The organism is Atopobium sp. (genome assembly GCF_034113385.1).
GTDB lineage: Bacteria > Actinomycetota > Coriobacteriia > Coriobacteriales > Atopobiaceae > Atopobium.
This window is the reverse complement of sequence record NZ_JAXEXL010000027.1, coordinates 1-15,607: the sequence shown is the minus strand read 5'-3', so window position 1 is coordinate 15,607 and position 15,607 is coordinate 1. Positions and strand designations below refer to the sequence as shown.

The following is a 15,607-nucleotide window of genomic DNA, read 5'->3' as shown; positions in this document are numbered from 1 at the left end:
AAGAAGGAGAAGGATATGGGCGATAGAGGATTATCCAAGCATAATGAGAAAACCACTTTATCTCTTCGGGCAAATAATATTGTTCTCTTTTTAACGTTTGGATACCCTGATTGGAATACTTTTTTTGAGTTGCTTAGGCTTTTTGATGCATATGGTATTGGATATGTTGAACTTGGTATTCCTGTGCAACACCCATTTGCAGATGGAGAGGTAATAAAAGAAGCAAGTGCGCATGTATTGTCTACTCTTACAAAATCAGAAATTATTGAGAAGTTAAAAGAAATACGCTCTTATTTTTCTTTTAAAGTAATTCTGATGACGTATAAGGAGGGTGTTGATACTTTTGATTTAAGCAGTATTGATCCTACTCTTTTTGATGCCTTGTTATGCGTAGATGAATGCTATTCAGAAAGCGTTTTTCCAAATATAATTCAACTCTTCTCCAAAGATTTGTCTAACCAACAGATGAAAAAATACGCAGAGAGAACAAGTCAGTTTGCGTATGTTTTATCGGGTAGTGGAAAAACAGGTTCTCAAGGAGCCCTTCAGACAGAATATATAGACGTTATTGGTCATCTGAACAGGATAACTGACAAAAAGAAATATGTTGGATTTGGCATTAGAACAAGGGATGATGCTCTTAGTGTTCTACAAAATGGTGCTGATGGCATCATTGTTGGCTCCGAATTAATGAGGCGCATCAATGATGGTGGAGTTGCGGCGGCAGAGACGTATTTGCAAGAACTTGGTTTAATAAAACAGTAGTCTTGTCTTCTAGTGACTTTCCAAAACATATATCTACATCGTGCTTTCCTGCCAACATACTGCGCAGGGAAGCACTTTTTGTAGGGGTGTTGCTTCATCATGCTCCATTAAATTAAAGAGCATCTGACATGCTTCAAAACCTTCTTGTCTTACGGGCTCCAAAATGGTGGAAATGGATGGTTTGGTCAGACTGCTCCATTCCTGATTATTTACACCAAGCAGTCCGATTTTCTCGGGAATGAGGTGATGAAGTGGCTCAAGTGCTTTAAACGTTCTACCAAGCATCCACTGATGCGGGGTAAAAATGAGCGTCTTCTGAGAAGGTGTAATTGCATGTTGCAACTGTTTGGTGAGCTGCTCTTCCGTGGGTAACGTATGGGTGACCGCTATGGACGTATAGCTAAAATTATGCGCAGATACGGCATTAATAAAACCCTGCATGCGTTCGGCACGGGTGCGATTGTTGGCGGCAAATAAAGGTGTGCCGGTATTATCTGCATGAAGGACAATAAAAGAGGTATATCCAACTTCTATACAGTGACTTACTGCTGAATATACGCCTTCATATAAATTGGTTTTGATCCACGATGTGTTGAAGTCATACAAATCGGTATCGTAAAAAACAACCTTTTTACCAGCTGCTTCTATGCGCTTGCGTACTTTCATAAATTGAGAAGTGGGTTGGACAATAAAGCCATCCACACCAAGAGAGAGCATTTTCTCTATATACATTGATTCAATTTCAGATTGAAAATTCGTGTTGCAAAGGACCGTTTGATATGTATGCTGGGCAGCAACTTCTTCTATGCCGTTAATAAGCTGACCACTCCATGCGTTTGTGTTATCCAAGATGAGCACGGCAATAACGCCTGTGTGGGGCTCTTTAGAAGAAAGCATCCGAGACTGTGCATTGGGCACATATCCAGTTGCAACAATAACTTGCTCAATCTTTTCGCGCGTTTTATCACTCATGCGGTCAAATTGTCCATTTATGCAATATGATACGGTAGCTGTAGAAGTCCCAGCAAGCTTTGCTATGTCAGAAATAGTTACTCGATTACGAGGCATGACACTCCTTTAAGCTGAGCCAAAACGGTAGTTTTAGGATACTAGAACTACCAAAGATTTCCGCTTGCGGAAAAATCAAATATTTTCTTGACTTTTATTTACAATATTGAATATCGATAAAAACGGCGTGGTTAAACGTTTAACTAAAATAGATAAGAAATGGTACTTGACCTGCGCTTACGGAATAATTCTTGTATCGAAAAAATCTCGAACCTAGACTTGGTGTTACTAAATAAGCCTCATGTATGCACGACAAAACTGTGGGTTAAAGCCGTGTGTAACAAGGGTGAATGGTAGGAGTACCACAACTTAGGGGAGGGATTTTGAGGTGAAGATTGTTGCGGTAACAGCCTGTACTGTTGGCATTGCTCACACCTTCATGGCGCAAAAGGCCATTGAAGATGAGTGCAAAAAGCGTGGTTTTGAGTACAAAGTAGAAACTCAAGGCGGATATGGCGCCGACAATGAGCTTGACGATGACGATATTGAGTCTGCAGATGGCGTGCTGCTTGCTATTGATGTGGGCATTGAAGGCGACGAGCGCTTTGATGATAAACGCGATGAGGATCGCGTATTAACGGTGGGTTCTGCAGACGTAATTCGCGATGCAGCCGCTGTTATCAATCGTTTGCTTGAGCTGCTTGGCGAATAGCAACCAAAAGAGTAAATAATCGCATCTTTATATCACGTGTTGTATTGGTGTGAGTCGTTTTTGTGAGAGGAACAAAATGGCTGAGGAGACAAAAGAGAAGAGCAAGAAGGGATTATTCGATAACCTAGGTAAAGACTTGCTTAAAGCCTTTAATACGGGTGTTTCGTACTTTATCCCCATCGTCGTAGTGGGTGGTGTTTTTCTAGCGTTTTCACTTGCATCTGGTAAGGCATCTGCTGAGGGCATGGAGGTTACCAACCCCTTCATGCAAAATCTTAACCTTATTGGTATGGCTGGTATCAAGATGATGATTCCAGTCATGACAGCTTATATTGCTTATTCACTGGCAGGTAAGCCCGCATTAGCGCCAGGTTTTGTTATGGGATATTTGGTTAATAATCCCGTTTCGGTAAACGGAACCGATGTGTCCACGGGCTTTTTGGGTGGCATGGTTTTGGCAATCTGTGTTGGCTACTGGGTAAAGTGGATGAAAACCTGGCAGGTTAATGATGTTATTCGCACCATTATGCCTATCTTGATTATCCCTATTCTTACCTCGTTGGTATGGGGTTTGCTGTACATCTACGTTCTTGCATTGCCCCTTGGTGCCTTTATGGGCTGGCTTACTGATTTGCTTACTGGCCTGCAGGGTGGTTCTGCAGTTGTGCTGGGCCTTGTTATTGGTCTGATGACTGCCTTTGACATGGGTGGTCCCGTTAACAAAACGGCATCCACCTTCACCATGGCCTTGATGACTACTGGCGTATATGGACCTAATGGTGCGTTTCGTGTGGCAGTAGCAATCCCTCCTCTGGCTTGCGGTGTTGCAGCTCTTATCGCTCGAAACAAGTTTGATGATGCAGATCGTCAAATGGGTATCTCGGCAATCTTTATGGGATGCATTGGCATTACTGAAGGCGCCATTCCCTTTGCGGTAAAGGATCTTGCGCGTACGCTTCCAGGCATCATGATTGGCTCTGCTGTTGGCGCGGGTTTGGCAATGCTGCAGGGTATTGAGTGCTTTGTTCCTCACGGTGGCTTTATTGTTGCTCTTGCCACCAACAACATCGCCTTGTTTTGCTTAGACATTGTTATTGGCACGCTTATTGGCGCCGCCATCATGGTTGTCATGAAACCTGCACCAGAAACAAAGTCTGAATAAGAATGGAAGAATGGAAGTACGCCCATGGAAAAGCTCCCTATCAAGAAGTACGTTGAAGGCATGCTCAAACTGCAAGATGGTGGCAGTTCATCTACTATGCTTGGCATTGGTCCTATGTCACCTAATTTGCTGCAAGCATCTTTCGAACTTGCTCAGGAGCATGATTTCCCTCTCATGTTTATTGCAAGCCGCAACCAAGTAGATGCAGACGAGTTTGGCGCTGGCTATGTTAACGGTTGGAATCAGAGTCGCTTTGCTGCAGACATTAAGGCCGTTGCCGATAAGGTCGGCTTTGATGGCATGTACTATCTGTGCCGCGATCATGGCGGCCCGTGGCAGCGCGATGAAGAACGCAATGCTCATCTTCCTGAAGACGAGGCTATGGACAAGGCAAAGGCCTCATATCTTGCAGATATTAAGGCTGGCTTTGACTTGCTGATGATTGACCCAACAAAAGATCCTTTTGTTATTGGCAAGGTTATTCCTTTAGATGTTGTTGAACGCCGCACGGTAGAGCTTATCGAGTATTGCGAGCAGCAACGCAAGGCGCTTGGTTTGCCCGAGATTGGCTATGAAGTAGGTACAGAAGAGACCAACGGTGGCTTAACATCTGCCGATAAGTACGAAGAGTTTATCGAGTATTTGCAGGTAGAACTTGGTAAACGCAAACTTCCTATGCCTACGTTTATTGTTGGACAAACCGGAACCCTCACTCGTTACACTGATCAGGTTGGTCATTATGACTTCCAAAACGCCCGCGCTCTTTCCGATATGGCTAAGCGCTATGGTGTAGGCCTTAAAGAGCATAATGCTGACTACATGGATGATGTGACGCTGCTAGAACATATTCCCGCTCATGTAACGGCTTCCAACGTAGCTCCTCAATATGGTACCGAGGAAACGCGTGCGTATCTTAAGCTGTGCGCTGTGCAAGATATCCTGGTAAAGGAAGGCTTATGCGATAATCCTTCCAACCTTAAGAAGGTATTGCTGATAAAAGCAATTAAGACCGAGCGTTGGCGCAAGTGGATGGTTGGCGAGCAAACCAAACTTCAGGTTCAGGACATCCTTGCCAATGAAGAATTATCTTTAAAAATTCTGGATATATCGGGGCACTACGTATTTAATGACGATGAGGTTAAGACAGAGATTGAGAAGTTGTACACTAACCTTGAGGCCGCTGGCATTGATGGGCAGCGCTATGTGGTGGATCACATTAAGCGTCCCATTCGCCAGTATGTAGAGTGCTTGAACCTCGAATCTTTGACCTCTTGTGTAGTTGCTGCGCTTGAGGGCTAATCTTCGAGTAGTTCAGTGAAGTATGAACGGCTGGCCTATGCTAGCCGTTCTTTTTTAGGGAGGTATGTGTGGAAAAGTTTGTAAGCTCCGAGCAAGTATTTGTAAATGTCGCTGCGGATACACGCGAGAAGGCCCTGGAGTTTATCTCCCAAAAGGGTGCCGAGCTGGGGTATGGTGACGCCGATGCTATTTTGAAGGCGTTTATGGCTCGCGAAGATGAGGGTGCAACTGGCATGGAAAACGGTTTTGCAGTTCCTCATGCAAAGAGCGATGTTATTAACAAAGCTGGCCTTTTGTTGGTAAAGCTTGCCGCTCCAGTAGAGTGGCCCTCATTTGATGATCAACCTGTAGACGTAGCATTGGCTTTGTTGGTTCCTGGTCTTGAGGCTGGCACTACCCATCTGCGCCTTTTGTCCAAGGCTGCTGTTATGCTTATGGATGAGAACTTCCGTAACTCGGTCCATGCAAGTGATGACCCTGAGACTCTTGCCGAGCTTATTAACGCTGGTCTTGAGAGTTAGATAATGGTGGCTGCGGCTAAGTGTCTATATGTCTAAGAAAAGGAGAATGACGCATGAAGTTTTTTATTGATACAGCCGACCTTAACGATATTGAAGAGGCAGCCAGCTGGGGTATTTTGAGCGGTGTAACCACCAATCCTAGCCTGTATGCTCGTACGGGTGGCAAGTTGGCAGATTTTGAAGATCACATGGTCAAGATTTGCAAGATTGTTGGCGAGGACATTCCTGTTTCCGCTGAGTCTACCGCAGAGACTACCGAGGACATGATTGCTGAGGGCGTTCGCTTGGCCTCACTGGCTCCTAACATTGTTGTTAAGCTGCCTATTTGCGAGGCATCTTTGCCTGCAACTCACGAGCTGGCCAAGCGCGGTGTTCGTGTAAACATGACACTGATTTTCTCGGCAACACAGGCATTGTTGGCCGCACGTGCTGGCGCTCGTTATATTTCACCTTTCGTTGGTCGCTTTGATGACATTGCAGATGATGGCTTGGCTCAGCTGGAGACCATCGTAGACGCTGTTAAAAACTACGACTATGGCTACTGGGAGCAGGAGGGCGGCCCCGAGATTATTACCGCTTCTGTGCGCACGCCTAACCACGTAACGCAGGCTGCTCTTATGGCTGCGGATATTGCAACCGTACCTTTTGCTGCGCTTAAGAAGTGCGTGCATCATCCTCTTACCGATAAGGGCCTCGAGGGTTTTGCTGCTGATTGGGCTAAGGTTGTTGCTCAGGCTTAAGTGCTGTGGGGCCTGGTGCTGTTGAGCTTGGCGCATCAGGCTTAATTGAGCCACTACCTACGAAGCTTTGAGGAGAAAAGCAATTCATGGAAATTCTTGAGCTAAAAAAGATTGCCAATGAGATTCGCAAGGGCATCATTGTTGGCGTTCATGCAGCTAAATCTGGTCATCCGGGTGGCTCGCTGTCTGCTACGGAGATTTTTACCTACCTGTACTTTGCAGAGATGAACGTGGATCCTGCACATCCCCATGATCCCAAACGCGACCGTTTTGTGCTGTCCAAGGGACATTGTGCGCCTGGTCTGTATGCTACGTTGGCAGAGAAGGGCTTCTTTGCTAAGGAGGAGCTGGCCACGCTGCGCCATGTTGGTTCCATTTTGCAGGGCCATCCCAATATGCATGACACACCTGGCGTAGACATGTCTACAGGTTCTTTGGGTCAGGGTATCTCTGCTGCGGTTGGCATGGCTACATCCGCCAAGTTGTATGGTGATGACTTCCGCGTATATACCCTGCTTGGTGATGGTGAAATTGAGGAAGGCCAGGTGTGGGAGGCTGCTATGTTTGCAGGCAACCACAAGCTGGACAACCTGATTGTTATTGTGGACAACAATAACTTGCAGATTGATGGTGCAATCACTGAGGTCAATGCACCCTATCCTATTGACGAGAAGTTCCGCGCGTTTAACTTCCACGTTATTACTGTGGCCGATGGCAATGACTTTGAGCAGCTGCAGGCTGCCTTTGAAGAGGCGCATGCCGTACGCGATATGCCCGTTGCCATTGTGTGCAAAACGGTTAAGGGCAAGGGTGTCTCGTACATGGAAGACCAGGTAGGATGGCATGGTAAAGCCCCTAACGACGAGCAATACGAGCAGGCTCTTCTTGAGCTAGAAAAGATTGGAGAGCAGCTGTGAGCGATGTAAAGAAGGTTGCTACGCGCGACAGCTACGGTAATGCTCTGGTAGAGCTCGGTCGCGAGCATGAGGACATTGTTGTTTTGGATGCGGACCTAGCCGCTGCTACCAAGACGGGCATGTTTAAAGCAGCATTTCCCGAGCGTTTTTTTGACGCTGGTATTGCAGAGAGCAATCTCATGGGACTGGCTGCAGGTATTGCTACTACCGGTAAGGTGCCTTTTGCAAGTACCTTTGCTATGTTTGCTGCTGGTCGTGCTTTTGAGCAGATTCGCAACTCCATTGGGTATCCTCACCTTAATGTGAAGATTGGTGCTACTCATGCAGGCATTTCTGTTGGTGAAGATGGCGCTACACATCAGTGCAATGAGGATATTGCGTTGATGCGCACCATTCCAGGCATGGTTGTTATGACTCCTGCGGATGATGTAGAGGCACGTGCTATGGTTCGTGCTGCCTATGAGCACGAGGGTCCTGTGTATATGCGCTTTGGTCGTTTAGCTGCACCTGTCTTTAATGACCCCGACACGTACCAGTTTGAGCTTGGCCGTGGTATTGTCCTGCGCGAGGGTAGCGACGTAACCATTATTGCCTCTGGCCTTATGGTTTCTGCTGCGCTTGAGGCTGCACAGGCACTTGCCAAGAAGGGCATTGATGCCGAGGTTATTAACATTCACACCATCAAGCCTCTGGACGAGGAGCTTGTTGTTGCTTCTGCCGCTAAGACCGGCAAGGTGGTAACGGTAGAAGAGCATTCCATCCTGGGCGGCTTGGGCGCTGCCGTTGCGGAGTGCCTCGGTGAGAAGCAGCCAACGCGTATGCGTCGTATTGGTATCCACGATGTGTATGGCGAGTCTGGCCCCGCATTGGAGCTGCTTGCTAAGTATGGCCTAGATGCTGCTGGCATTGAGCGTGAAGTGAGCGAGTTTGTAGGCTAAGGTTCCTACAGTAGGTCCCCGCCAAAAAAGTCATATTCATCATTAGTGCGACTGCTAGAACTATCTGGCAGTCGTTTTTGTGTCCGCATTGCGTCGTGCCATTATTAATTTTAATAATGGCACGACAAGTCTAAAACTAAAGTATTGCTGCGTGGTTCTTGCTGCTCCAACGCTGCTACAATAGAAGGCCATGCAAGAAGGAGGGCTTGTAGATGGCGGACGAGAACCACGATCTTCTCGATAGTCTTATTGACATTCAAAGCGATTGGAACGCTGTGTCCAATCCGCTTGATACCGTGCTGGAAATGTTTGCCGCTGACCCCGAGCAGGCCAAGCCGTTTAACCCGGGGGACTACAAGTTTCGTCCGCGTGCCAACACGATTCCGTGCACGCGCTGCATGACTCAGGACGAGGGCACCTGTTCTGCCTGCATAGATGTGTGCCCCGTGGATGCCATTACTATCGATAAGAGTGCAATTCGTGTGTCAGACGCTTGTCGTAAGTGCGGGCTGTGCATTGCGGCATGCCCAACAGATGCGTTTACGGATTCTCATCATTCCGCGCGCCAGCTGTACGATGATATTGCTACAGCTTGTTCGTCTCACGAGATGTGCTATGTAACCTGCACTCGAGCGCTCAAACGCAAGCCGGAAGAGAACGAGATTTTGTTGCCATGCGTGGGCGCTGTGCCCACTGAAGTGTGGTTTTCCATTTTGGTCGAGTATCCCAATGTGAGCGTGTACTTGCCTGAGGGCATTTGCGATAAATGCCAGACTACTACGGGTGAGGCCTGTTATGTGTCGTTTATTGGTCGTGCGGAAGAGCTTACAGGGCGCTCGGTGGGTCTAGAGACTCAACCAAACGCGCTCAATCATGCAAAGAAGCGCAGCTACGAGCGACGTCAATTCGTAAATAACGCCATGCAAGTTGGTCAAAATGTGCTGGCAATTAGTAATCCCGTGCTGGCAAGCGCACAGGCGGTTCAGCGCAAGCTGCAGGCACATGGCAGAAAAATCAATGAGTTGCAAAATTCGTTGGAGCGCATTGCGGGGTCTTCTACTTCTGCACGACGCAAGCGCACGATTGTACAAAAGCGTCAGCTGGTGTTAAGCGCCTTGCAAGATCATCCGCGTTTGGCAGACCGCTTTGAACCCCAGGTTGCGGTGTGTGATAGCACCAAATGCACCTCCTGCGGTCTGTGCGTGGATGTGTGTCCCACTCATTGCGTGGATTTGGACACGCGCGGTCATGTAACGGTTGAGCCCATTTATTGTATGGATTGCAGCGCCTGTATTCGTACATGCCCCACAAACGCGCTGTTTATGGAGCCTGTTGATCCTTCGTTGCTCGTGGTTAAAGATGAAGCTGCTGCCCGTGCAGAAGAGGCGCTTGAGCGTCAGAAGGCAGAGGTTGCACGCCTGAAGGAGCAGGGCAAGCAACAGCTCATGCGTGGTTTGGCTGCTCTTGAATCTTATGGCGAGGACGGTCAAATTACCGCCCAGGGTATTGGCGCAGCAATCAAGGCTGTGACTACGTTTGATTCACCTACCGAGAAAAGCGGTGAGGTGCCAACGGATGCGGACGCTGGTACACTAACGGATGCAGATGCCGGCGCGGATGTTGGCGCACTGGCGAAAGGCGTGCCAGAGGCGCCAGACGCCGCGGCGAGCACTCCAGCAGACGAGCCCATTATGCCTCCTGTATTTGTGGCAACTCAGCGTACAACTCAGGTGCTGGCGTCGGCTTCTGATACCATTGCATGTCAGCAAGGTGCTACGGATGAAGAACAACCTCGCGTGTGCAAGATTGTCCCAAGCGGACGGGTTTCTCTGCAGGCAATACAGGTTGTAACGTCGGCAAAGTAGTCGTATGGTCAAGGCGTGTTAGACGAGTACATGAGTACATGAGTGCATCGGCATATGTAAAGAAAGGTAAGGACATGTCTTTGTCCATCGGAATTGTTGGTCTTCCTAATGTTGGTAAATCGACCCTGTTTACTGCGCTTACGCGTAAGGGCGGTCTAGCTGCAAATTATCCGTTTGCAACCATTGATCCTAACGTGGGTATTGTGGATGTGCCGGACCCTCGTTTGGCCGAGCTGGCCAAGATTGTTAATCCTGGCAGGATTGTGCCTGCAACCGTTGAGTTTGTGGATATTGCTGGCTTGGTAAAGGGCGCCAATGCGGGAGAAGGCTTGGGCAATCAATTCTTGGCAAACATTCGTGAAACAGACGCTATTTGCCAGGTGGTTCGTTATTTTAGCGACCCCGACGTGGTGCATGTAGAAGGTCGCGTGGACCCTGCTTCCGATGTAGAAATCATTAACACCGAGCTCATTTTGGCAGATCTTGCCTCGTTGGAAAAAGCGTTGCCCAAGATTGAGAAGGAAGCTAAGCGCGATAAGGGCGTACTGCCCAAGCTTGCTATTGGTCGCAAGTTGGAGGCATGGCTCAACGAAGGCAATCGTGCTGCAACCATGGAAATGACGCGCGAGGAGCGCGCCGCAGCTCATGACCTGTTTTTGCTTACTATGAAACCCGTGTTGTACGTGGCAAACGTGGATGAAGATGGCTTGAGTAAAAAACTTGCTCCCATCGATGGTCAACAACCTATTGCCGTATGCGCCGAGGTAGAGGCAGAGCTTGCAGACCTTGACCCCGCAGAAGCCAAGGAATACTTGGACTCTTTGGGTCTTGAGAAAAGCGGTCTAGAGACGCTTGCTCAGGCTGCATACAAGCTCCTTGGTTTGCAGAGTTACTTTACGGCGGGCGAGATGGAAGTTAAGGCTTGGACCATCCCTGTTGGTGCAAAAGCTCCCCAAGCAGCCGGTGTGATTCACTCTGACTTTGAGCGTGGCTTTATTAAGGCTGAAGTTGCGAGCTATGAGGACTACGTCACACTGGGTGGTGAGGCTGGCTGCAAGGCAGCCGGTAAGCTGCGCATGGAAGGCAAGGAATACGTTGTTGCCGATGGCGATGTTATGCACTTCCGTTTTAACGTGTAGCGCGTATCCGAGTATGTACCTGGGTATTTATCCCCGGTACGAGCACTTACTTCGCTTATCGGTGTGCGTCACTACCCGTTGGACTTATCGGCACCTACAATAAGAATGACGTCATAACTTGTGTCGTATGAACCATCGTTCTTTATGACTTGGATATCGCCACCCAACGCTTTGTTAACGGCGTTGGCGCGTGCCTCGTGGTCACCGTTGTACACAATAAGCGTGTTGGAGTAGTTGCTCTTGGCGGTGTCTGCCACAGCGTTAAAGCCTTGGTTAGAGAGCGAGTTACTAATCCTGCCGGCAAGGCCCGTTACACCAGCAGCATTGAGTACGTGTACGCTACCAGAGTACTCGGTTGCATCCGTTGTAGAGCTGGTGTTGTTTGTTCCAGAACTGTTGCTGCTTGAAGAGCCGCTACCATTGGGGCTGTTATTAATGCCGCCCGTTACACCAGCCAAACCCTTGGTGGGGTTATCGTCCTCACTTTCGTACGGGGACAGGCCTTGGTCTACGCGCTGCATCATCTTTTTCCAAGCGGTGGTGTTACAAATCTCGTACCAGGTCTGATTGACGTACTTGGAAGTGGTTGGCTCCATGCCGTGGTAGATGTCTGTAGCAGCGTTAAGGCCGCGTAAGGACGTAGCGAGGCCAATAATGGAATTAACGTCCATGTCCGTGGTAACGGAGCCAGAGAGCTTTGCAATGACGGTTGCCATGGTAACGGGGTCGAGCTGTAATATTTTCTTGCCAATAGCAGAAATAACCATGCGCTGGTTAGCGGCACGGTACATATCACCGTCGCCATAGGCATCATATGCGTGACGAGCACGGCACAGCACTAAAGCCTGCTGGCCGTTGAGCGTTTGTTGACCAGCTTCTACGACTTGACCAGTACCTTTGGAGTCATCTACCTTAATGGGAACGTTAACGTCAATGCCTCCGATGGTATCAACCACAGAAACAAAGTTGTCAAAGTCAATGTCTGCATAATGGGAGATGGGCACGCCTGCAAATTTGGAGATAACTTCGGTGGCGTAGCTAGCACCGCCTAAAGCGTAGGCAGCATTAATCTTTTGTTTTCCGTTTTTGCCCATGTCAACAAGGGTATCGCGATGAATAGAAACCAGCGTTACCTTTTTGTTTTTGGGGTCAACGCGCGCCAACATAATGGAGTCGGAGCGATACGCATGCTCATCCGTACCGTATTCCTTGCTGTTAACACGGTTTTGATCTTTATCTACACCGAGCAGCAAAATATAAAACGGATTTCCTGCCTCGGTAACGTGCAATTGGTTAAGGAGTGCGTTATCAATACCCGCGCGCAAGCTGGCGTTAATGCCGCTAATGTAAATCCAGGCAACAATAATTACCGCAGCTAGAGTGGTGCCAAACACCGTGGCACAGCCCTTTAAGATGGATTTGCGAGAGCGCTTTTTGCGTAGGGACGTGTAGCGGTTTAGTGCGGCGGCACCGCGCGAGATTGCGTTTGATGCATCCGAAGACGCTAATTCCTTCTCGATTTTCTCGGCATGCTTGGTTTTACGAGACACGCGAGCTCCTTATGGTAGTCTATGTCGTGCGACTTTCGCGATTATGCTGCGCTCTGTCGCCTCAGTGGTGTAATTCATCTATCATAACGAGTATAAAGGTTCAGCGGGATAAGTAGTGTAATTCCGTCATCTTGTCACATAGCACGCGCAAAACCAATGCAAATCGGAGGGACAGTAATGCCATATAGCACGAATTTAGAACATAATTCAGGCGCAAACCAGCTGGTAGTGGTGTTGGATTTTGGTGCTCAGTATGGTCAGCTCATTGCGCGGCGCGTACGTGATCTGCATGTGTATTCAGAAATTGTTCCTTGTGATATTACGGCGGCAGAGCTTGTGGCCATGAATCCGTCTGCCATTATTTTGTCTGGTGGTCCTGCTTCTGTGTATGCGCAGGATGCGCCAGATATGGATCCGGCCATTTTTGATTTGGGTTTGCCTATTTTGGGCTTTTGCTATGGCGAGCAAATCATGGCAAAGATTCTTGGTGGCAGCGTTGCTCATACCGAGAAGGGCGAGTATGGTCCCGCAACACTGGTGCGCAGCGGTGAGTCTTGCCTGTTAGACGGCACGCCTATGAATGCTCAGACGGTGTGGATGAGCCATCGTGATGCAGTCAATGCGGTACCCGAAGGCTTTACCATAACGGCTTCTACTCAGACTTGTCCCGTTGCTGCGTACGAGAATGCAGAGCGCAGGATGTTTGCAACGCAGTTCCACCCTGAGGTTCGTCATACAGAGTACGGCACCACCATGCTGTCCAACTTCTTGTTTAAGATTTGCGGTCTTGAGGCCACTTGGACCATGGACAACGTTATTGAGACCAAGGTGGCGGAGATTCGCTCCCAGATTGGTGATGACAAAGTAATCTTGGCACTTTCTGGCGGCGTGGATTCTGCTGTTACTGCGGCTTTGGTTCATCGTGCGGTGGGAGATCAGCTTACGTGCGTGTTTGTAAATCACGGTATGTTGCGCAAGGGCGAGCCAGAAAATGTAGAGAAGGTCTTTACGCAGGAGTTTAATATTCCTTTGGTGCATGTACATGCCCAAGAGCGTTATGCACGCCTGTTAGCTGGTGTGACTGACCCAGAAAAGAAACGCAAGATTATTGGGCGTGAGTTCTGGAAGGTTTTCTTTGAAGAGGCTCAGAAGCTTGACGGTGTAAAGTTCCTTGCACAAGGTACCATTTACCCCGACATTATTGAGTCTGGCGCGCGCAAGACGGGCGGCAAGGCTTCTACCATTAAGAGCCATCACAACCTGATTCCGTTCCCCGAGGGCGTACGGTTTGACCTGGTGGAGCCCTTGGACCACTTCTTTAAGGATGAGGTTCGTGCGCTGGGCAGCGCACTTGGCTTGCCTGATGCAATGGTGTATCGTCAGCCGTTCCCTGGTCCTGGTTTAGCCATTCGTATTATTGGCGAGATTACTGCCGAGAAACTCGCTGTGTTGAAAGACGCAGATTTTATCGTAAGAGAAGAGTTGGATGCGTACAATCAGCGTTTGTTTGAAGAGACGGGGGAGCGCAACTCCGAGCATGCGTGCTGGCAGTATTTTGCCGTGCTACCCGATATTCGCTCTGTTGGCGTTATGGGTGACGAGCGCACCTATGGTCGTACGGTTATTTTGCGTGCGGTGGAGTCCAGCGATGCCATGACGGCAGATTGGGCAAAGCTGCCATATGATGTTTTGGGTCGTATTTCTGGCCGTGTGGTGAGCGAGGTAGAAGGCGTGAACCGCGTAGTGTATGACATTACGCCTAAGCCACCGGCAACGATTGAGTGGGAGTAGGCTGATAGGGTTCTGACCTGCATTTTTGAGTGCCGCACTGTGCCGCTGAGTTTCGTTTCGTACGAGAGTCATGGCAAAGCCGCCAGCGATGTTGGTGAGTAAATACGATAACCGAGCCTCCGTTCCCGCGTTGGGACGGAGGCTTTTTCTTTGTCGTTTTACTCCCTTTCACCTGCGATTTCGCAATTTACTCCCCCGTGTTTCAAGACGGCAAGGCACGGTGCGGCATTCGGAGGAACGGGAGTAAGGATTCATCCCAAGTGAGTAGACGCGCGATTTTTGTCTCCGAGAGCCAAACGGGGCCGTTTCGGGGCCTGTGAAACTCAAATCGAACTCAATAGGCTTTTCGGCGGTCTTCTCACAGCGTTTTCCCAGGTGGTTAATGGGGAGTAAAGAATCTCGCCGCCTCAATGAAAACGGGAGTAACCAGGGGAAATGCCGCGGCGTACTGCCGCGTGCCGCCGTGTAAGCCACCGCGTCATTTACTCCCCAGGTGCGCCGGAAATGCCTTGGCATGCAATGGGGAGTAAAAACTCAGCTTACGCAGGCCCGAGCGGCGCTCGCCGCCTGGTCCACCGTCCTGATTCGGTTGCGTTGATCGCGAAATGCGGAGAGCCGCTACAGCGAGGCTTTCCAGTCCTCGTATTCGTCGGCGTCGATCTTGCCGTTTTCGAGCTGCGCGCGCTTCTCTGCCCACAGTTCGATCGCCATCGCGGCTTTGGGCGCGTGCGGCGCCTTGGGGTTCAGGGAGAGGCCCGTGCCGTCGGCTGCGGGCACGATGCCGAAGGAGTCCTCGAGCCGCACGAGCAGCGACATGAGGTCGCCCGCAGTCTCGACGCCGTAATCCTTGAGGGCGTTGACGGACACGCCGAGCGCCGCGGAGATGGACTCGAGCAGCTCGGGCTTCACGGCGCGGATGCCGCTCTCGTAGTGGCGCACGGCCCCCTCGGTCAGGCCGACCGCCTCGGCGAGCTGCGCCTGCGTCATGCCGCGCGACTTGCGGTACCGCCTTATGTTCTCGCCTACGGACATGAGCCCTCCTCCTGGAATTACGTACCAGCACATCTTATCAGCGTACGCAAATGTACGCAATTCTATTGACAGTACGGATTTGTACGTTTACTCTCAATCTATAAACCGTACGTATCCGTACGCTATTGATGGGAGGAGCCATGGACGAGAAGGTGGCGAAGACGCCGA

The 15,607-nt window shown here is 49.5% G+C and carries 14 protein-coding genes; 11 read left to right on the top strand and 3 right to left on the bottom strand.

Annotation, left to right across the window (positions count from 1 at the left end; all coding sequences use genetic code 11):
* The first annotated feature begins 15 nt into the window (after positions 1-15).
* Entirely contained in the window at positions 16-765 is a 750-nt protein-coding gene (locus SPD80_RS07195) for a tryptophan synthase subunit alpha (RefSeq protein WP_320604332.1), read from the top strand.
* A gap of 33 nt (positions 766-798) precedes the next feature.
* Here SPD80_RS07195 and SPD80_RS07190 read toward each other — a convergent pair whose 3' ends face one another.
* On the bottom strand, positions 799-1,833 hold the full coding sequence (locus tag SPD80_RS07190) for a LacI family DNA-binding transcriptional regulator (RefSeq protein WP_320604334.1): 1,035 nt from the start codon (positions 1,831-1,833) through the stop codon (positions 799-801).
* A gap of 328 nt (positions 1,834-2,161) precedes the next feature.
* Between SPD80_RS07190 and SPD80_RS07185 the strand changes: the two genes are divergently transcribed.
* From SPD80_RS07185 to ychF, 9 genes are all read left to right on the top strand, one after another.
* Positions 2,162-2,485, top strand: coding sequence for a PTS fructose transporter subunit IIB (locus SPD80_RS07185; RefSeq protein ID WP_320604337.1), 324 nt, complete (start codon positions 2,162-2,164; stop codon positions 2,483-2,485).
* A gap of 76 nt (positions 2,486-2,561) precedes the next feature.
* The gene (locus tag SPD80_RS07180; protein ID WP_320829154.1) at positions 2,562-3,647 is read left to right on the top strand and encodes a PTS fructose transporter subunit IIC; all 1,086 of its coding nucleotides are present in this window, start codon (positions 2,562-2,564) and stop codon (positions 3,645-3,647) included.
* A 24-nt stretch (positions 3,648-3,671) separates the two neighbouring features.
* Positions 3,672-4,946 carry a class II D-tagatose-bisphosphate aldolase non-catalytic subunit gene (locus SPD80_RS07175; protein ID WP_320829152.1) on the top strand — a complete coding sequence of 425 codons (1,275 nt, stop codon included), beginning with the start codon at positions 3,672-3,674 and terminating at the stop codon, positions 4,944-4,946.
* A gap of 68 nt (positions 4,947-5,014) precedes the next feature.
* On the top strand, positions 5,015-5,467 hold the full coding sequence (locus tag SPD80_RS07170; RefSeq protein ID WP_320829150.1) for a PTS sugar transporter subunit IIA: 453 nt from the start codon (positions 5,015-5,017) through the stop codon (positions 5,465-5,467).
* Positions 5,468-5,520: 53 nt separating this feature from the next.
* Positions 5,521-6,207 carry a transaldolase family protein gene (locus tag SPD80_RS07165; protein ID WP_320604345.1) on the top strand — a complete coding sequence of 229 codons (687 nt, stop codon included), beginning with the start codon at positions 5,521-5,523 and terminating at the stop codon, positions 6,205-6,207.
* Positions 6,208-6,293: 86 nt separating this feature from the next.
* Complete coding sequence (locus SPD80_RS07160) at positions 6,294-7,124, top strand: transketolase (protein WP_320829148.1); 831 nt, start codon at positions 6,294-6,296, stop codon at positions 7,122-7,124.
* Positions 7,121-8,062 carry a transketolase family protein gene (locus tag SPD80_RS07155; protein ID WP_320829146.1) on the top strand — a complete coding sequence of 314 codons (942 nt, stop codon included), beginning with the start codon at positions 7,121-7,123 and terminating at the stop codon, positions 8,060-8,062. Before SPD80_RS07160 ends, SPD80_RS07155 begins: the two co-directional genes overlap by 4 nt.
* A gap of 212 nt (positions 8,063-8,274) precedes the next feature.
* Complete coding sequence (locus SPD80_RS07150) at positions 8,275-9,927, top strand: 4Fe-4S binding protein (protein ID WP_320829144.1); 1,653 nt, start codon at positions 8,275-8,277, stop codon at positions 9,925-9,927.
* A gap of 74 nt (positions 9,928-10,001) precedes the next feature.
* Complete coding sequence (gene ychF, locus SPD80_RS07145; RefSeq protein ID WP_320829142.1) at positions 10,002-11,066, top strand: redox-regulated ATPase YchF; 1,065 nt, start codon at positions 10,002-10,004, stop codon at positions 11,064-11,066.
* A 71-nt stretch (positions 11,067-11,137) separates the two neighbouring features.
* Here the strand turns inward: ychF and SPD80_RS07140 are convergent, their stop codons facing one another.
* Complete coding sequence (locus tag SPD80_RS07140) at positions 11,138-12,616, bottom strand: LCP family protein (protein ID WP_320829140.1); 1,479 nt, start codon at positions 12,614-12,616, stop codon at positions 11,138-11,140.
* Between the two features lie 177 nt (positions 12,617-12,793).
* Between SPD80_RS07140 and guaA the strand changes: the two genes are divergently transcribed.
* Positions 12,794-14,407, top strand: a complete 1,614-nt coding sequence (guaA, locus tag SPD80_RS07135; protein WP_320829138.1) for a glutamine-hydrolyzing GMP synthase — start codon at positions 12,794-12,796, stop codon at positions 14,405-14,407.
* Positions 14,408-15,025: 618 nt separating this feature from the next.
* Here guaA and SPD80_RS07130 read toward each other — a convergent pair.
* A complete protein-coding gene (locus SPD80_RS07130) occupies positions 15,026-15,439 on the bottom strand; it encodes a helix-turn-helix domain-containing protein (RefSeq protein WP_022349661.1) in 414 nt (137 codons plus the stop codon).
* Between the last annotated feature and the right edge of the window lie 168 nt (positions 15,440-15,607).